Origin of the sequence: Chryseobacterium sp. JAH (genome assembly GCF_001507335.1) — a bacterium.
Taxonomy (GTDB): Bacteria; Bacteroidota; Bacteroidia; order Flavobacteriales; family Weeksellaceae; genus Chryseobacterium.
Genome location: NZ_LMAH01000010.1, coordinates 34393 through 53034, shown reverse-complemented (window position 1 = coordinate 53034; position 18642 = coordinate 34393). Strand labels below are relative to the sequence as shown.

The 18642-nt window shown below is 38.7% G+C and carries 18 protein-coding genes; 5 read left to right on the top strand and 13 right to left on the bottom strand.

The genetic code is table 11. From position 1 onward, the window contains the following. The first annotated feature begins 206 nt into the window (after positions 1-206). From AR685_RS16765 to AR685_RS16745, 5 genes are all read left to right on the top strand, one after another. Positions 207-677 (top strand): (2Fe-2S)-binding protein, encoded by a 471-nt coding sequence (locus tag AR685_RS16765; RefSeq protein WP_059125276.1) that lies wholly within the window; start codon positions 207-209, stop codon positions 675-677. Between the two features lie 33 nt (positions 678-710). Further along, complete coding sequence (locus AR685_RS16760) at positions 711-1334, top strand: hypothetical protein (RefSeq protein WP_228376458.1); 624 nt, start codon at positions 711-713, stop codon at positions 1332-1334. Between the two features lie 32 nt (positions 1335-1366). Next, entirely contained in the window at positions 1367-3544 is a 2178-nt protein-coding gene (locus AR685_RS16755; RefSeq protein ID WP_059125275.1) for a xanthine dehydrogenase family protein molybdopterin-binding subunit, read from the top strand. A gap of 359 nt (positions 3545-3903) precedes the next feature. Further along, on the top strand, positions 3904-5136 hold the full coding sequence (locus AR685_RS16750) for a PQQ-dependent sugar dehydrogenase (protein ID WP_059125274.1): 1233 nt from the start codon (positions 3904-3906) through the stop codon (positions 5134-5136). A 187-nt stretch (positions 5137-5323) separates the two neighbouring features. Then, positions 5324-6463 (top strand): cysteine desulfurase family protein, encoded by a 1140-nt coding sequence (locus AR685_RS16745; protein WP_059125273.1) that lies wholly within the window; start codon positions 5324-5326, stop codon positions 6461-6463. Between the two features lie 50 nt (positions 6464-6513). Here the strand turns inward: AR685_RS16745 and AR685_RS16740 are convergent, their stop codons facing one another. The 13 genes from AR685_RS16740 to AR685_RS16680 all read right to left on the bottom strand — a co-directional run bounded on the left by AR685_RS16740 (position 6514) and on the right by AR685_RS16680 (position 18238). Then, positions 6514-8751, bottom strand: coding sequence for a xanthine dehydrogenase family protein molybdopterin-binding subunit (locus AR685_RS16740; protein WP_059125272.1), 2238 nt, complete (start codon positions 8749-8751; stop codon positions 6514-6516). 25 nt (positions 8752-8776) lie between these two features. After that, positions 8777-9796, bottom strand: a complete 1020-nt coding sequence (locus tag AR685_RS16735; RefSeq protein WP_059125271.1) for an FAD binding domain-containing protein — start codon at positions 9794-9796, stop codon at positions 8777-8779. Further along, entirely contained in the window at positions 9789-10274 is a 486-nt protein-coding gene (locus AR685_RS16730) for a (2Fe-2S)-binding protein (protein ID WP_059125270.1), read from the bottom strand. Before AR685_RS16730 ends, AR685_RS16735 begins: the two co-directional genes overlap by 8 nt. A gap of 136 nt (positions 10275-10410) precedes the next feature. Further along, positions 10411-11319, bottom strand: coding sequence for a bifunctional molybdenum cofactor biosynthesis protein MoaC/MoaB (gene moaCB / locus AR685_RS16725; protein WP_059125269.1), 909 nt, complete (start codon positions 11317-11319; stop codon positions 10411-10413). A 1-nt stretch (position 11320) separates the two neighbouring features. Beyond that, positions 11321-11761: a molybdenum cofactor biosynthesis protein MoaE gene (locus tag AR685_RS16720; RefSeq protein ID WP_059125268.1), complete on the bottom strand. Its 441-nt coding sequence runs from the start codon at positions 11759-11761 to the stop codon at positions 11321-11323. Continuing rightward, positions 11745-12866 (bottom strand): HesA/MoeB/ThiF family protein, encoded by a 1122-nt coding sequence (locus AR685_RS16715; RefSeq protein ID WP_059125267.1) that lies wholly within the window; start codon positions 12864-12866, stop codon positions 11745-11747. The genes AR685_RS16720 and AR685_RS16715 overlap by 17 nt, the downstream gene beginning before the upstream one ends. Positions 12867-12870: 4 nt before the next feature. Further along, a complete protein-coding gene (locus AR685_RS16710; RefSeq protein WP_059125266.1) occupies positions 12871-13098 on the bottom strand; it encodes a MoaD/ThiS family protein in 228 nt (75 codons plus the stop codon). Between the two features lie 2 nt (positions 13099-13100). Beyond that, on the bottom strand, positions 13101-13598 hold the full coding sequence (locus AR685_RS16705) for a molybdopterin-binding protein (RefSeq protein ID WP_059125265.1): 498 nt from the start codon (positions 13596-13598) through the stop codon (positions 13101-13103). Between the two features lie 2 nt (positions 13599-13600). Then, positions 13601-14335, bottom strand: coding sequence for a sulfite exporter TauE/SafE family protein (locus AR685_RS16700; protein ID WP_059125264.1), 735 nt, complete (start codon positions 14333-14335; stop codon positions 13601-13603). Between the two features lie 35 nt (positions 14336-14370). After that, complete coding sequence (gene glp, locus AR685_RS16695; RefSeq protein ID WP_228376457.1) at positions 14371-15555, bottom strand: gephyrin-like molybdotransferase Glp; 1185 nt, start codon at positions 15553-15555, stop codon at positions 14371-14373. Then, on the bottom strand, positions 15552-16133 hold the full coding sequence (locus AR685_RS16690) for an NTP transferase domain-containing protein (protein WP_059125263.1): 582 nt from the start codon (positions 16131-16133) through the stop codon (positions 15552-15554). Before AR685_RS16690 ends, glp begins: the two co-directional genes overlap by 4 nt. Then, a complete protein-coding gene (gene moaA, locus AR685_RS16685) occupies positions 16133-17113 on the bottom strand; it encodes a GTP 3',8-cyclase MoaA (RefSeq protein WP_059125262.1) in 981 nt (326 codons plus the stop codon). Before moaA ends, AR685_RS16690 begins: the two co-directional genes overlap by 1 nt. Before the next feature lie 24 nt (positions 17114-17137). Further along, positions 17138-18238: an XdhC family protein gene (locus tag AR685_RS16680; RefSeq protein ID WP_059125261.1), complete on the bottom strand. Its 1101-nt coding sequence runs from the start codon at positions 18236-18238 to the stop codon at positions 17138-17140. Between the last annotated feature and the right edge of the window lie 404 nt (positions 18239-18642).

Genomic DNA, 18642 nt, shown 5'->3' with positions numbered 1-18642 from the left:
TCACCTCATTACAAAATAGTCTTTGGCTAGTGATTGGCTGCGTTTCACAAATCAACTCGTCCATCAATAAGCAATACAACTTTTTACTGTTTTTTTTATAATTAAGCAAAGCGATATTTGAAATTCTTAATAAATAGTTTGATAATCGTTAACAAAATGACAAACGATATACTATATTTGGATAAGTAATATCAAGAAAAAAATATATGATCTCATTAACAATAAATAATAAAAAGCATCAGCACGATGTTGATGAAAATATGCCATTATTATGGTTCTTACGAGATGTTGTCGGATTAACAGGAACTAAATTCGGTTGTGGCGTAGCACAATGTGGCGCCTGTACTGTTCACCTTGATGGCGAAGCGGTTAGATCTTGTGTTACAAAACTAAGCAGGGCAAATGGTAAAAATATTACTACTATTGAGGGACTTTCAAAAAATAATGATCATCCTGTTCAGCAGGCCTGGATTTCAGAAGACGTACCACAATGTGGTTACTGCCATTCGGGACAGATAATGTCTGCAGTGGTGCTACTTAGGGAAAACCCCAATCCCACCGATATTGATATAGATAACGCGATGGCCGGAAATATCTGTAGATGCGGAACATACAGCCGTATTCGCAAAGCAATTCATTTGGCTGCAGATATCAAAAACGGAAAAAATAATAAATAACGTGCAGTACCCCAGTCTGATAAAATAGTAGAAATGATGTCAAACAAACTAAACTTAATAAAATATTCGTGCATTACTTTAGTCGTGGGATTATCTCTCTTTTTTGCGAGGGATAAGACTCATATGCCAATAAGTACTGTAAAAGTTGAATACAACCACGCTGCAAAAGACAGCGTCGCCTCTCTTAAAGCCTTTAAGAAAGTATATTCAGTATTGATGAGCCCACGCTGTATGAATTGCCATCCTTCAGGCGATATTCCATTACAGGGCGACGACAGTCACCTTCATGGGATGCTTCCAAAAAGAGGAATTGATGGAAAAGGTTTGTATGCAATGAAGTGTACCAATTGTCATCAACCAAATAACTCTGAGGGAGTACATACTCCACCAGGACACAAAAACTGGCATTTACCTCCTGCCAATATGAAAATGGTTTTTCAAGGAAGAACCCCGCATCAATTGGCAAAACAACTAATTGACCCTAAGAAGAACGGTAATAAAGATATAAAAAAATTGATCGAACACGCTGATGATGGACTTGTTCTTAAAGGTTGGGATATGGGTGAAGGAAGAACAAAGCCACCAATGAGCCATGCAGAATTTAAAGAAGCTTGGATAACCTGGCTTAAAACAGGCGCATACGCTCCAAACCCTTAAACATCAATTCAATCAAAAAACCGAATCAAATTATGTCTAAAAATACAGAAATTAACAATTTATCGCGCAGAAAGTTCCTATCTGTGGCGGGTCTGGGAGCGGGGGCGCTATGCTTGGGTTATTTTTTTCCTGCAAGTGCAAGTGTTGTCAAAATTTTAGATACTAAAGAATCCTTACCAGTAAACGACATTCCTATGAATGCGTGGATTCACATTAATAAAGACGGTCAAATTACTTTATTTGATCACCGAGCAGAGATGGGTCAGGGATCATTTCAATCCGTTCCACAAATCATTGCAGAAGAACTAGAAGTTGATCTTAAAGATATTAATGTTGAATTTGCACCAGGAGACCGTACTAAATATGGTGGACAGATAACCGGCGGTAGTTCTACCATCCGCGGAGGTTATAAAAGACTTTTAAATCTGGGAGCAGCAGCCAGAATGATGCTTATTCAAGCAGCTGCCAATCAGTGGAATGTCGATACTTCTGCCTGCTACGCCCAATCGGGATGTGTAATACATAAATCAAGTGGTAAAAAACTGACTTACGGTCAACTTGTTGAGAGCGCCTCTAAATTGGAAGCTCCCAAAAATATTCAACTGAAGCCGGTCTCAGAATATAAACTGATCCGAAAGCCTTTAAAGAGACGTGACACACCGCTGAAAACCAATGGAAGTGCAATTTTTGGTTTGGACAAAAGAATACCGGGAATGTTATTTGCCTCCGTAGAACGTAATCCGAAGATTATGGGAACTGTTAAATCCTTCGACGATACCGAGACTTTAAAGATAAAAGGTGTAAAAGAAGTTTTTAAAATTCGTGCGAAAGTACATAATGTTTGGCGAGAGGGAGTTGCAGTAGTAGCCGATTCTACCTGGTCTGCATTACAGGGAAGGAAACATCTTAAGGTGGAATGGGACGAATCTCAATTTAAACATATCAACAGTACAGAAGTATTAAAAGAACAGAGAAATCTTTTAGCTTCACAAGAAGGCCTCACCCACAAAACGCAGGGTAATGTGAAATCTATTTTGTCAGATAACAATGATAAGTTAGATGTCATATATGAAACACCTTATCAAGTTCATTATGCGATGGAGCCCCTCAACTGTATTGCTCATTGGAAAGGGGATTCTGTTGAAATATGGGGTCCGGTACAAGCGCCTGAACTCATTCAGGATGCCATCGCTCAGGAATTTAAGATCCCGTGGCAAAATATAAAAGTAAATATGACTTTTCTTGGCGGTGGATTTGGTAGAAAAGCCAGTGCAGATTATCCTTACGAAGCTGCAATCATTTCAAAACAAATAGGAAAGCCTGTGCAGGTAGTTTGGACCCGGGAAGATGAAACGACCGGAGGTCTATTCCGTCCCGGAATTACCTACAGGTGCGAGGGTGTAGTTAAAAACGGGAAGATTGAAGCTTTAAGAGTAAGATTATGTGGACAGAACATTTCTCACTTTGCGGGAAGCAGTGAAGATAAAACTAAAGCAAATGGAAGTGCTAGTGAAGGATTTTTGCAGCCTTATTATGAAGCCATCAAAAATATAGCTATTAATGATGTGCCATTTGAAGCGCCAGTCCCTGTTCACTGGTGGAGATCAGTATATGCATCAACAAATGGTTTTGCTTACGAAAGTTTCATCGATGAGTTAGCTGTTAAAGCTAAGATTGATTCTATGGATTTCAGAAGAATGCATCTGCAAGAAGATCGTTTACAAAAACTGATAGATAAGCTCGAAGAGGTTTCTGGATGGAAATCACGGGGGAGAGAAAAGGGTTATGGCGTTGCAATTACCGAATGTTTTAGTTCTACCGTAGGACAGGTAATCAAAGTCTCAAGAAACGGCGGGGGAAAAATTGTGATCGACAAAATCTGGGCAGTGATGGATTGTGGCTGGTTTGTTAATCCTGATATTATACATGGACAAATAGAAGGCAGCATTATAATGGGATTAGGCGCTGCTACAATGCATGAGCTCACATTTACAGATGGTGAGGTCAACCAAAAAAACTTCTATGCATACAACCTGCCACGCATTATGGACATGCCAAAAATCGAAGTTCATATAATTGAAAATGACGAAGACGCAGGAGGTGTCGGTGAGCCAGCTCTACCACCATTTGCTCCTGCCCTGGCTAACGCAGTCTATGACCTTACAGGAACGAGAATAAGAAAGCTTCCATTCGGTTTGGACAGCCTATAGTTGAAAACTAACAGTTTTTTTTTAATAGTTAATATAATTCTGATATTCGAGCTGCTCATAACTGAATTCTTTTATTAGCTATAAGACTGGTAGACTAAACAAATATAACAAGTAATGAATTACTAGCTTTAGTTAGAATTAAATTGAAGCTGCTAACCAATTATCAATCTTTCTGAACGGTCATTACTATTATTTGTAAAGATTACATTGACACCAGTGTAATAAAAAGTTTTGAAAATTAAGAATTTTAGGATGAAAAATAAACAGATCTGGTTTTTCATCCTAAAAATTTCAGCACAATGAAAGCTATAAAAAACCTCGTGAACTACAGGTTTTGTAAATCATTAAAATTTTTCTGAATGAAGTCTAAAATCCAAATAATATTACTTTCAGGTATCCTGTTTACATTATCTTGTAAATCTGATGATAATACAGAAACTCCAGCTTCTGAAAATCCATCAACTGGTACATCAGTCGAAACTAATCCGGCCAATACCAATTATACGCCAGCTTTTCCTGGACAAACCAGGGCAAATGCAATAAGCACTACCACACCTTATCAGCGGACAGTCATAACATCTGCCCTGAATTCGCCCTGGGGAATCACAAACCTTCCAGACGGACGTTTGCTCGTCACAGAGAAGGCAGGAACTATGCGCATCGTTACTTTAACTGGTATCGTAAGTGGTGCCATCACAGGCATTCCTTCTGTTAATTCATCGGGGCAAGGTGGATTGTTGGGTCTTTGTATCGATCCCCAATTTTCATCGAATAGAATGATCTACTGGGTTTTCTCTGAAAATGTTGCAGGAGGAACGTTGACTTCCGTAGCAAAGGGAAGGCTTTCTAATAATGAAACTTCAATAGAAAATGCCACAGTGATCTACAGAGCAAATCCTTCAGCAAACAGTACAGCTCATTATGGAGGAAGGATTCTGTTTGATAAAACTGGAAATTTACTAGTCAGTACAGGGGAACGATCAAATCTGGCGACACGTCCGTTGGCTCAAACAGTAACTGCGGCTCTCGGCAAAATTATTCGCATTACGACAAATGGGACGCCGGCGCCTGGTAATCCAATCTTCACGCAATCAGGTGCTTTGCCGGAGCTCTATAGTATAGGTCATAGAAATCCTCAGGGAATGGCGTTACATCCTTTGACAGGAGAACTTTGGCAAAGTGAACACGGTCCTCGTGGTGGCGATGAAATCAACCGTGTGCAAGCAGGAGCAAACTATGGGTGGCCCATTATTACCTATGGAATTGAGTACGGAGGGCAGGCAATCGGTTCTGGAATTCAGCAACAAAATGGTATGGAACAGCCGGTATATTATTGGGATCCTGTAATTTCGCCAAGTGGAATGACTTTTTACAGCGGAAGTCGTATTCCTGAATGGCAAAACAATCTTTTCGTAGGTGCATTAAGTGGAACACACATTGCCCGATTAGTAATTAGCAATAATCGCGTAATAGGTGAAGAGCGATTGCTGTCAGGCGAAAATCAACGATTTAGAGACATTACCCAAGGATTGGATGAGGCATTATATGCTATTACCGATAGCGGTAGGCTTTATCGCATAGATCGATTATAAAATAGTAAATAATTGGATTTTGATATTACTTTAGTGCAAGTAGTTTATAATTAAAATCTATATATTTATATATCTTATTTTTGAACGAAGCGAGAAAAATTTGAAATGATTTCAATAGGTTGACTTTGGTCCTGTTTTAATCTAATCAAACAGTTTTTTGAAAAAATCAAAGAAAATATTTTGATTTATGACAAACGAGTATAAGATCTATTTGGATAATAATGCAACTACGAAAATAGATCATAATGTATTGAAAACAATGCTCCCTTATTTTACAGAATTTTATGCAAATGGCAACAGCTCACATCTGGACGGTCTTGTCGTCAAAGATTCAGTTGAAAATGCAATCTTTCAAATTGCAGATCTAATCGGTGCACAGGAAAATGAAATTATTGTCACGTCGGGCGCAACTGAAGCTTTAAATTTAGCCATCAAAGGGCTTGCTGCCGCATCATCAAAAAAGAAAATCATCACTTTTACAACAGAGCATAAGGCTGTTCTGGACACCTGTAAATATATAGAAAATCAAGGATTTGAAGTGGATTATAGTGGCGTTAAATCTGATGGAACTATCAACGTTGAGAATCTTAAAGATTCCGTTACTGAAGAAACGCTACTTGTGATTGTGATGATGTCTAATAATGAAACAGGAACGGTTCATGATATCAAAGCAATTTCAGAAGTGGCGCATGCAAACGGTGCTTTATTACTTTGTGACACGACACAGGCCATTGGGAAAATAGCTATCAATGCCGAAGATTTAGGAATAGACATGTTGACCCTTTCAGCACATAAATTTTACGGTCCCAAGGGAATTGGTGCACTTTACGTTTCAAATAAATCAAGAATTAAACTTTCCGGACAGATTCACGGTGGTGGACAGCAGAGAAATCTGAGAAGCGGGACTTTAAATGTGCCTGGAATTATCGGTCTTGGAAAAGCCTGCGAAATTGCAAAATCTGAAATGCAGAATGACGAAACCAGAATAGGTAAGCTTCGTGATTACCTTGAAACAGAATTATTAAAAATTGATGGAACATTTGTGAATGGTTCGGTAAAAAATCGAATCTACAATACGACAAACATTTGTTTTCCGGGCGTGTGGTCTGAGCAGTTGATTATCGCACTGGGAAATATTTCAGTTTCCAGCGGATCGGCCTGTTCATCGGTCACCTCGAAGCCATCACATGTTTTGAAAGCACTTGGATTATCGGATGAAGATGCTTTAAGCTCAATCCGTTTCAGTTTAGGACGATTTACAACTTTAGAGGAAATCGATTTTACCATTAAAAAAGTAACTGAACTGGTTCATCATTTAACAGCATAAAAAATCCCACCGCTTGCAGTGGGATTGAGTTTTTTTTATATAAAATTGATTTACAGAAGTCTGTCAAAATGAATCGGTAAATCGTAAATTCGTTTTCCTGTTGCGTGAAAAATAGCATTGGTAATCGCGGGAGGCATTCCTACTCCACCAATTTCCCCTACTCCTTTTACACCGAGATCATTCACAAATTGATCATTCTCTTCCACAAACAATACTTCAAGATCATGAATATCTGCATGCACCGGAATATGATATTCACCTAAGTTTGGATTCATATATTTTCCAAACTGGTGGTCAAGAATCGTTTCTTCATGCAAAGCTTTGCTGATTCCCCAGATCATTCCACCCAAAACCTGACTTTCGGCTGTTTTAGGATTAATAATTTTTCCGGCTGCTACAGCTGTTACAGCTCTTTTAACTTCAATAATACCTAATTCTTCATCCACTTCCACCTCCACAAATACAGCACTGTGTACTGCTCTAGCTTTTTTACCGTACGTCAGTGGGTTAGGCATCGCAGAATTGGTTGTTTTCACTGACTTTCCTTCATTTGAAGCCAAAACATCTTTTATACTGATTTTAATTTCAGCATTATTCTTTAAACTGATCCATCCATCTCTGAACTGAACCTCTTTAAATTTAGCATCCCTTAAAACTGAATCTTTTAATTTTCTGGCGAGCTTAAATAGTTTTTCATTCAGAGCCTGACAGGCATTCTGTACTGCAGGACCCACTGTTGCCGTGGTAAAAGATCCACCCTGAATCGGTGCGAAAGGCATTTTACTGTCTGCATGGGAGAACGTTATATCTTCAATTGGAAGTCCAAGTTCATCTGCTGCGATTTGAGTCATAATGGTTAAAGTTCCTGTTCCGATATCGGTCACCGCACTTTTAATTTCAACCTTTCCGTCGGGAGTCATGATGGCTTCAGCTCGGCCTAAAAGTCTGTTGGCATCCCACATTCCTGTGGCCATACCATATCCAACCAATTTGTTCCCACGCTTCATGCTTCTCGGTTCAGGATTTCTCTGGTTCCAGCCAAATTTTTCGGCTCCCTGCAGATAGCAGTTTCTCAGTTCCTTGCTCGAAAATTCTTTATCGCTGCTTTTGTCGGTTTCTGAGTAATTGATCAGTCTCAATTCCACAGGATCTATATTTAACTGATAAGCAATTTCATCCATGGTCACCTCGATAGCGTGCATTCCGGTACTTCCGCCTGGCGCTCTCATATCCAAAGGACTGTAAACATCCAACGGGACAATTTCGTGTTCCAGTAAAGTATTTTCAGCGGGATAAAGCATGTTTGCCCAGTTGACTACGATCTCTACATAATCTTCAAATCTTGAAGTTTCGCCGGTAGCTTTGTGGTAAATCGCATTGACTTTTCCATCTTTGTCTGCTCCGAATTTTGTCTGCTGCAGAGTCGGTGGTCTGTGTCCGATCATGTACATCTGTGCGCGATCCAAAGTGACGCGGACGTTTCTTTTTAAAGCCAAAGATGCCATCACAGCCATAAAAAGCTGATGCTGAGGACGAAGACCCGAACCGAAACCGCCTCCCACGAAAGGAGCAATTACCTGAACATTTTTCATTTTCAGTCCGAAAACATTTGCAACGTACATCTGGGAATTGATCGTTCCCTGTGTCTTATCAAAAATCTTTAATTTATCTTTCCCTTCATAAATAACAGTCGATGCATACATCTCCATCGGATTGTGGTGCTCTGTGCCGTGACTGAAATGACTGTCTGTTTTGATAAAAGAATTTTCATATTCTTTATTAAAATCGCCGGTCGGTTTTGGAGGTGGCGGTTTGAGCATTGAAGCCAGTCCTTTTTTAGGATCACGGGATTTTTCGAGATTGGTTTTTAAATCGGTTTCAAAATCTTCCTGCTCGTAGACGATGTCGAGTTTTGTGGCTGCATATCTGGCCAGTTCAAAAGTATCTGCAACCACCAGCGCAATCGGCTGACCGTTGTATTTGATATCGTTATCTTTAAGTGGCTTAAAAACAGTTCCGGGAGGCGCATCCATATCGGCATACTGAAAATCGAACCAGGCCGTTGAAGGTTTGTTTTCATGCGTGAAAACTTCAATCACGCCGGCTATTTTTTTCACTTCCGAAGTATCGATTGACTTGATTTTACCTTTTGTGACTGTACTGTTGACTACATAACCGTACAGTAAATCGTCAGCCTGATATTCTCCGGCGTATTTTGCACTTCCGGTTACTTTTAAATGACCTTCAAGACGGCTGATTGGTTTTCCGACAGATAGTGTATTTTCCATAAATAATTGTATTTGAAAGTGATTTTTACAAAGACGGTTTTGCGCCAAGACGTTGTGATTTAGGGTCTAAAGCCATTATGCAGTTTCTTACGATTGCTTTTTTAGCAAGATCAATTTTAAAACTGTTATTTTCAAAACCAACTGCACCATTCAGAATTATATCAGCTGCGGCCGAAAAATTTTCTCTTGTCGCTTCTCTGTCAACCAAAAAATCTTCTGCTTCTTTTACACGCCAAGGCTTATGAGCAACACCGCCTAAAGCAATTCTGGCTTCTTTAATTTTCCCGTTTTCCAAGGTTAAACCTGTCGCAACGGAAACCAAAGCAAAAGAATAGGAAGCTCTGTCTCTTAATTTTAAATAAGAATAATTTTTGGCAAAGCCTTTTTCGGGAAGCTCAATTCCTGTAATGAGTTCGCCATTTTTAAGATTGTTATCAAACTCTGGTGTATCGCCAGGAAGTCTGTGGAAATCTGCAAATTCCAATGTACGTTCTCCCTCAGGTCCTGAGATGTGAATGACCGCATCCAAAGCAGCGAGCGCTACACACATATCTGAAGGAAAAACAGCAATACAGTTTTCGCTGTGTCCCAAAATTGCATGAATTCTGTTGTAACCGGTAATCGCAGAACATCCGGAACCCGGTTCACGCTTATTGCAAGGCGTATTGATATCGTAAAAATAATAGCATCTTGTTCTTTGCAGTAAATTACCACCATTGGTCGCCATATTTCTGATCTGCGCCGAAGCTCCTGCTAAAATTGCTTTTGACAAAAGTGGATATTGCTGTTCGATAATCGGATGATATGCAGTTTCCGCATTGGTAAGCAGCGCACCGATCCTAATTCCTCCATCCGGAATCTCCTTTATATCACTCAGTCCGGAAATTTGGTTGATGTCAACTAAAGTATCTGCCTGAATGACGAAATATTTCATCAGATCTACAATATTGGTACCGCCGGCAATGATTTTATTGCCATCATGACCGTTGATGAAAGAAACTGCATCTTCAACGTCAGTGGCTTTTGTATAGGCAAAATTATTCATAAGACATCGCTTGTTTTACTGACATAACAGCATTAATAATTCCTCTGTTGGCACCACAGCGGCAGAGATTACCGCTCATCAGGTCCTGAACTTCTTCACGTGTCTCGGCTTTATTTTCGTTGAGTAATCCAACCGCACTGCAGATTTGCCCCGGTGTACAATACCCGCACTGAAAGGCATCATGATCAATAAAAGCCTGTTGGATAGGATGTAAATTTCCATTTTCTGCAATTCCTTCGACGGTGGTTATTTCTGTTCCCTCTTTCATTACAGCGAGACTGAGACAACTTAAAACACGTTTCCCGTCAATTAAAACGGTACAGGCGCCACACTGTCCGTGGTCACAGCCTTTTTTTGTTCCGGTAAGATGAATTCTTTCCCGTAGAGCATCGAGAAGGGAAACCCATGGCAGAATTTCCAGATGATGATTTTCACCATTCACATTAAGCGTAATGGATTGTTTTTCACTATTTAACATAAATTTGAGCTTTGGTATAGTGAACCTATTACAAAAAAAGAACCGTTATGTCTACATAACGGCTCATGTGGTAGTATTAAAGCTAATTTATAATCGATGTATTTAAGACCGAATTTTAATTAAAATTAAATTAGACTTAATGAATCTGATTATCATTCAACTGGAAAACGTGCAGAATCTGTGGGAAAAGTGCTTCCATAGATTCTTCAACCGCTTTTTTGGAACCTGGCAAAGTTAGCACCAGCGTCTTACCTGAAAAACCTGCTACTCCTCTCGAAAGCATTGCGGTTTTTATTCTTTGCTGTCCGTAACTTCTCGCCGTTTCCATAATACCAGGAATTTCTCGGTCGATCAGTGGAGCAACTGCCTCGGGAGTGACATCTCTGGCTGAAAGTCCGGTTCCGCCAGTGAAAATGACCAAATCAACATTACTTTCTTTACAATTAATCAAAGTGGATTGGATGGTATTAAAATCATCTTCAATAATCTGATAATTGACATCTGTGATCTGATATTTTTCTAAGCCTGCACAAATTGCTTTTCCTGAAGTATCTTCTTTCTCGCCACGAAATGCCGAATCTGAACAAACGATCACAGCCGCTTTTATATCAGAATTTATAAATTTATTGCTGTCAGATTTACCGCCCTTTTTTTCCAATAGGCGGATGTTCTGAATTTCTACGTGTTTGTCAATCGGTTTCAGCATATCGTACATCACCAGTGCGGCCACTGATGCGCCGTGCATCGCCTCCACTTCTACTCCGGTTTTATAAATGGTATGCACTTCAACCGAAATAATCACAGACAAATCTTTTATTTTAAAAGTAACCGATGTAAATTCTATAGGCAAAGGATGACAATCCGGAATGACGTCACTTGTTTTTTTAACCGCAAATAATGCCGACGCCCTTGAAAATTCAAAAATATCTCCTTTCGGAACGGTGCGGTTTTCTATTGCCGAAATGGTTTCTGTTGAAGAAGTTTTTACTGTTGCTGTCGCTATCGCCTTACGCAGCGTGAATGATTTATGTGTAATGTCAACCATATTATTTATTTACTTTCCACTGGTGGGATTCGTCGTTAAAAATTTCTCTGCCCCAAATCTGAAGCTCTGATTTGATGCGTTCTACAAGTTCATTACAGGCTTCCATTGCTGCAATTCTGTGTTTTGAAGAAGTAAAAACAAAAAGACAGATTTCTCCTGCATTAACAATTCCTAAACTGTGATGAACATGCATGCAGGTCAGATAATATTTCAAAAAAATCTCTTCCCTGATTTCGTGCATTTTCTCCAAAACCATTTCCTCGTAAGCGGTATATTCAATTGCAGCTACGGTTTTGCCGTCGACCACATCTTCTCTGATTTGACCCAGAAAAATACTGTGTGCTCCAATGTCTTTTTTCGTCGCATGTTTTGCAATGCTTTCAGAAATAAAAACCGGACTGATCGCTCCTTCTGTAAATATATTTTTAATTGCTCTGCTCATTTTTTCTTTCCTGTAATCCTGTGATTCCACCTTTAAGATGGCTAATTTTTTTCTGATTTCCGAAATGTTCCAGTAAAATACCTGCTGCTTTCAGACTTCGTTTTCCGCTTTGACAGAATAAAATAATCTTTTCTTTCTCAATTTCCGACACTCTGCTTTTTAATTCCGAAAGGGGAATTTGAATATGTTTAAAATCTGCCTTCGGGAGTTCATCAACTTCCCGTACGTCGATGGTCAGTGTGTTTTCATTGAATGTTTGTTTAATAAAATTATCAGGATTTAAATCCTCAAGATTAATTTTTGAAATTCCACAGAGAAAGTCATAATTGGTTTCTTCAAAAGCTTTTCTATCCTGAGGAATTAAATGTACGGCTGAATTTTCATTTGAAACATCCATAATGAAATTCTCATAAGTGAGCATATTAAAAGTCAATAATCTACCATCTAAAACTTCACCGACACCTGTAATTAATTTAATTACTTCGTTCGCCTGCATCATTCCAATTATTCCTGGAAGGACACCCAAAACACCGACTTCATTACAGTTCTGCACTTCATCTGGTTTGGGTGGATCTGGAAAAAGATTTCTGTAGTTTACAGCTTTATTATTTTTTAAATTTAAATTAAAAACAGCCACCTGACCTTCATATTTATAAATCGCCCCGAAAATCAAAGGCTTATCTAAAAGTACACAGGCATCATTGATCAGATACCGTGTGGCAAAATTATCGGTACAGTCGACGATAATTTCATACTCTGTAATAAGATCCCAGGCATTTTCTGAAGTCAGCTCAAGCTGATAAGAGTTTATGTTTATTTCGGGATTTAAAAGTTTTAATTTTAAAGAGGCAACATCAGTTTTCATTTTACCAACGTCATCGGTAGAATAAAGTGTCTGACGCTGAAGATTGCTCAGTGAAATTCGGTCCTGCTCGACAATTCCAATGGTCCCAACCCCTGCAGCAGCAAGATACTGGAGAACCGGACAGCCTAAACCACCTGCCCCGATGACAAGAACTTTTGTCTGCAAAAGTTTTTGCTGACCTTCAAAACCGAAGTCAGACAAAGCGTAATGCCTGGCGTATCTTTCGTTGTAATTTTCCATATTATTATCCTCCCGAATAAGGCGGCATCAAAGCCACTACATCATTTTGATTTAAGATGATATTTTCCTGCACCAATTTTTTATTCACCGCAAAAGCAAATTTCCTTTCTGAAAGTTCGGGAAATTTTTGAATTAAAAACAACTTTAACGAATCTAAATCTCCTGCTTCCGACACGAATTCTCTTCCCGTAATTTCCGCTATCTGTCCAAATGAGATGACTTTTATTTCCATAACTATTTCACTTGCTGGATTACAATTTTAGACAAATTCTTTACATATCTTCTTCCTGTTGCTTTATCGGTCGGCGTTATTAATATGATATTTTCTTCTGATTGAGAAACATCAGATCCATTCAGTTCCGTTACAATAAACGCCTGATCTCCGTTGCCGCTGTTGAAAATTTCGTTCCATGAAAAAACAACTTTATACCCGTCATTGGCGATGCAGACTAAATAAAATTCACTCAATAATTTTGGCGAATCAGTTTTAAAATCAACTTTTGTTAAAACATCTCTTAGTAGAACACCTTTTATTTTTTTCAGAGTGCTTTTGTAATCCATTTTGTGATTATAAATCACCAGACTGTCGACCGAATGTTTATGATAACTTTTCAGATCATTAAAATTGATGGTCAATGGCTTGGCAATATCTCCGGTTACAGAAACCGAGTTAGTCGCTTGAGCATTGAGTGTCAAACCAAAAAATAAAATAAAAATTGAAAGAATCTTCATGGTTAAGCTTTTGTGAGTAATAATTTATACGATGCCATCAGCAAAACGGTCGCCAAGACATATTTTAAAACATTTTGATTGAATTTTTTTGAACCTAAATAAGCGCCTAGTAATCCTCCTGTGAAAGCAACCATGATGTACATCACCATATCTCCAGTGAAAGATATTCCCTGCGTCACCATTCCACCTAGCCCTGCCACCGAATTAACGAAAATGAAAGCTGCGCTTATTGCTGCGGTCTGTTTCTGATTAGTCCAGTGCAACAAAAGTAAAATCGGAGAAAGAATAATACCGCCACCAATGCCGATCATTCCTGAGAGTAAACCTACTACTCCGCCGGTTACAACTGCAATTGTCGTATTGTGAGGTTTCAGTTCACTGTCGTCTACATTTTTAAAAAAGAAAAATCGAATCACCGGAAATAAAAGCAATATTCCGAGGATTCGTTTATAAATATTTTCTTCTACGGTAATCATTCCGCCAATAAAGGCAAGCGGAATCGAAGCTGCTGCAATTGGTATAAAAAGTTTTCTGGAAAAATATCCGCCACGGTAATACTGAATGAAAGACGTTAAGGAAACAAAGAGATTGAGCACCAAAGCGGTCGGTTTCATCTCTTCCGGAGCTACGCCGTAAAGAGCCATGAGTGCTAAATATCCACTGGCACCACCATGACCGACAGCAGCGTAAAGAAAGGCAACAAAAAAAAGAATAACATAAAATATTTCTACATACATTGGCTTAAGACGTTGATTTTTAAATTCTAATTATATTATTTTGGTAAGAGATGAACTATAACGTCATCATTTTCTTTGCATCCCAATGACTCTTCAGGCAAAACAATGAAACAGTTTGCCTGTGCAAAAGAATGCAGACGGAAAGATTCCTGAGCGTGAAGCGGTGTCACTTTTCCATCGTTGTAAAATGCTTTCAGAAAATGCGTCAATCCTACAGGTTTAGGGTAATGATGAGTTACGGTTGCGGTTGTCTCACTAACACCTGATGGCAGTCCCATCACTTTTTCGAGCGCCGGTAAAACATATTCGTAAAAGCAGGTTAACGATGAAGATGGATTACCGGGAAGTCCGAAAACCAAGTTGTTTTCTTTTGTCCCAAAGAAAAGTGGCTTTCCCGGTTTTTGTTTGATCTTATGAAATTTTTCTTCCACACCGCAAGTATTTGCCACCTGAGTAACAAAATCATAATCGCCTACACTCACACCGCCGTTGAGTAAGACAACATCATTGTTTTCGATTGCTTTTTCGAGAATCTTATGCAATTCTTTAGGATCGTCTTCAGCTCTGAAGACTTCAATATTTTTAATTCCAGTTTGATTTAAAACTGCTTTCAACTGAAAAGAATTAGCTTCGTAGACCTGACCAAATTCCAATGGATTTCCGGGATCCTGAAGTTCGTTTCCGGTAAGAATAATGGCTACTTTGGGAGGTGTATAAACTGAAATTTCTGCACAACCGATTCCGGCAAGAAATCCGATTGCAGCTGCAGAAAGATAGGTTCCTTCTGTCATGGCGACTTCTCCTTTTTTTACTTCGGCACCTTTCGGACGAACGTTGAGACCCTCAGATAAATTTTCGTCTTCAACAGTCAGCGTTTTATTTTCCAAACGAATTTTTTCCTGCATTACCACGGTATCTGCGTTTTCAGGCAGAGGCGCTCCGGTAAAAATTCTGGTAGCTTCGTTGCCACTAATTGCCAGTTGTATTGATGCGCCTGCAGCCATTTCACCAATCACAGCAATAGGCTGATCATGATCTGCAAATCTTAAAGCATAACCATCCATCGACGACTGTGCAAAATTGGGAATGTCGGTTGAAGCAATTACATCTTCTGAAGTGACCAATCCAAAAGCTTCTGACAGCGGAATGATACTGCTTTTTTTCGTTAATGCAGATTGTAGGATGATTTGCTTGGCTTCGTTGACGGAAATCATTTTCATTGAATCAGTTGTTGGTAATCTTTTTGGGTGTCGATATCTATTGCGCCTTTTTCAAAATTAATTTCAGCGATATCGTCTATAAATTTTTGGAGGAGTTTTTTAGCACCTTCCTGTCCGGAAAGATCATATAAATTCTTAAAATATTTTTGGATAAATAAAACCGGTGTTCCCAAAGTGTCTGCGTATTTTGAAGCGATGATTCCTTTTTGAGAATCTTGCTGCATCTGAATTAATTCAGAGAAAACCGATGCTTCGATAAAAGGCTGATCGCAAACTGAAACAATACAGTTTTCAATGGTTGGAATTGCATTTAAAAGCTGATTTAATCCGATATGGATTGAAGAACCCATGCCCTCTTTCCATTTTTTATTTTCCGCAATGATAAGTTCAAGATCATTAATTTCTTTTGAAATTTCGATTGAATTCGATCCTGTAACAACTACAACAGATTTTGTTATTTTCAGTGATTCTTCAGCAACATGTCGCAGCAGACTTTTTCCATTAAAATCCAATAACTGCTTAGGCTGTCCAAGTCTTGAGGAATTTCCTGCTGCTAAAATGAGTATTCCTGTTTCCATTAACCACCGATTGTAATCATACTTCTGTTTTCTAATTTTGATGCATCGATATTTTCAAATACACCGCTGAACTGTCCGCCTAAAGCTTTGGCTTTAGCTTTCATCGTCTGCTGAATTAACGGTAAAATATCCTGGCCATTCCTCAAAGCTCCCAATAGATCGGTTTCATCTTTACTGAACAGACAGTTTTTTAATTTTCCGTCAGCAGTCAGTCTCATCCTGTTGCAGGTATCACAGAAAGGCTGGCTCATTGTGCTGATTACGGCGAATGATCCAACATGACCATCAATGATGTAACGGCTGGATGTGTCATTGGGTTCAGGTTCAACCGGAATGACATCATATTTTGAACTTACTTTCAATAAAATCTCATGTAAGGTAAACACCTGATTACTCGTCCACTGATTTCCGCTGAAAGGCATAAACTCAATAAACCGCACTTCAATATTATTGTGTTTCGTCAAAGCAATAAAATCAATAATCTCATCATCATTTAAACCCTTCATGATGACGACATTGATTTTTACACGAATATTGTGCCTCAAGAGTAAATTGATATTATTTCTGACGCGGTGAAATAGATCACGTCTTGTAATTTTTAAAAATTTTTCAGGCTGTAAAGTATCGAGGCTGATGTTGATGGCTTTAATATGGGCTTCCAACAATTCGTTTAACATTTCATCGACACGAATTCCATTAGTCGTAATGGCGAGTTCGATATCTAGTTTGCCCAATGATTTTAATATCTTGGGAGCGTCTTTTCTGACCAAAGGTTCGCCGCCCGTCAGTCTGATTTTCTTCACTCCGTATTCGACAAAAAGTTGAGCAATCTTTTCAATTTCATCTACCTGCATGAGTTTGGCGGCTGGAGCAAATGCATATTTTTCTTCCGGCATGCAGTAAAAACAACGCAGGTTGCAATTATCTGTAAGGGAAATCCTCAGATAATCATGCACTCTTCCGAAAGTATCTGTAATCATATTATTTTATTTTTAGCAGCCAAACTAACTGTGTATTTTATCTGTTTTGTAACGAAGAGAAGTTCCTTTTCGATCTTCTATTACAGCTTTAATTTCAGATATTACGGACAAAGCAATTTCTTCAGACGTTTCTGCGCCAATATCCAGACCAATCGGACCGTAGATGCGCTGATAATCTTCTTGAGTGAGAATAATTCCGTCTGCATGTAAGTCATCAAAAATTCTCTGCAGTTTTGTTTTTGGACCCAATATTCCGATGTACGGACAATTTGTTTTTAAAAGCAGCTTTAAAACTTCAAGATCATATTTATAATTGTGAGTCATCAGAACAAAATAAGTTCTGTCATCGATGACGACATTTTGTAACAATTCTTCAGGTTTTACAACCATAACATTTTTAGCTTCAGGAAAACGCTTCTGAGTAGCGTGAGTCACTCTGCCCTCACCAACAGTAACTTGCCAGCCCAAGATATCCGCCATCTTAACCACAGGCTGAACGTCGTTTCCTGCGCCGGCAATCACCAGCGAAACGGCTGGAGCAATATATTGAAACAATGCACACTGTTCCCCGTTTTCGAAATGAATATTTTTGATTTGCGAAGATTTATTCTTTAGAACATTTAAACTTTCATCTTCTAAAGAATAATGAACATCAAAAAAACTCTCGCTTTGCTGAAAAACATTCACCGTTCCTATTTGTTTTGCGTTTCTTTCCAAAGAAAACAAGGTTGCAATTACTGATTCTGTGCGGTTTTCTTCCACTTTTTTCAGTAACTCCAATGGATTATGAGGATTGTCAGAATCAATATATTCAAATAAAATATGAACAATTCCATTGCAGCCGAGCTGAACACTAAATTCCAAAATGCTTTCATCACTTGTATCGTAGGTGATCAGTTTATTCTGTTTCTGATTGATGGCAAGCAAAGCCTTTCTCAATGCATCACCTTCCAGACATCCTCCGCTGATAGCACCTGTCAGGATTCCATCTTCAGTCACAAGCATTCTGGCGCCCGGCTGTCGATAAGAAGAGCCTTCTACGTTCACTACAGTCGCTAAGGCAGTCTGTTTCCCTTCAGAAATGGCGCGATGATATGTATTGATAATTTTGCTTAATTCCGTCATTTAAGTTAATATTTGTGTAGTTTAATTGTAATCTTGTCAATCACATCTGTCCTTAATGGAACCGTTTAGAAGCACTATGCAATTATCCGTCCCATTTTTTTATCTGATGCTTCAATCGCAGGCAGTGGACCAACGACAGAGCGGTTTAAACTTACTTTTATTTGTCTTTTTTTCGAGACCATCTGCTATTAGTTTTATAAGACTCCGGTTTTTTATCTTATAAACTTACAAATTTTATACTTGAGAATGAAAACATCAACTTACGTCTACTTGTACCAGATATTTAAGAGTACTAAAAAAAGTAATGATAATCAAACCAATAATTAAGAATTTAGAACAGAACATCTGTGTAAAAATTCATTATCATATGATTAACTCCAACTAAGTATCTAACAGCAATAAGT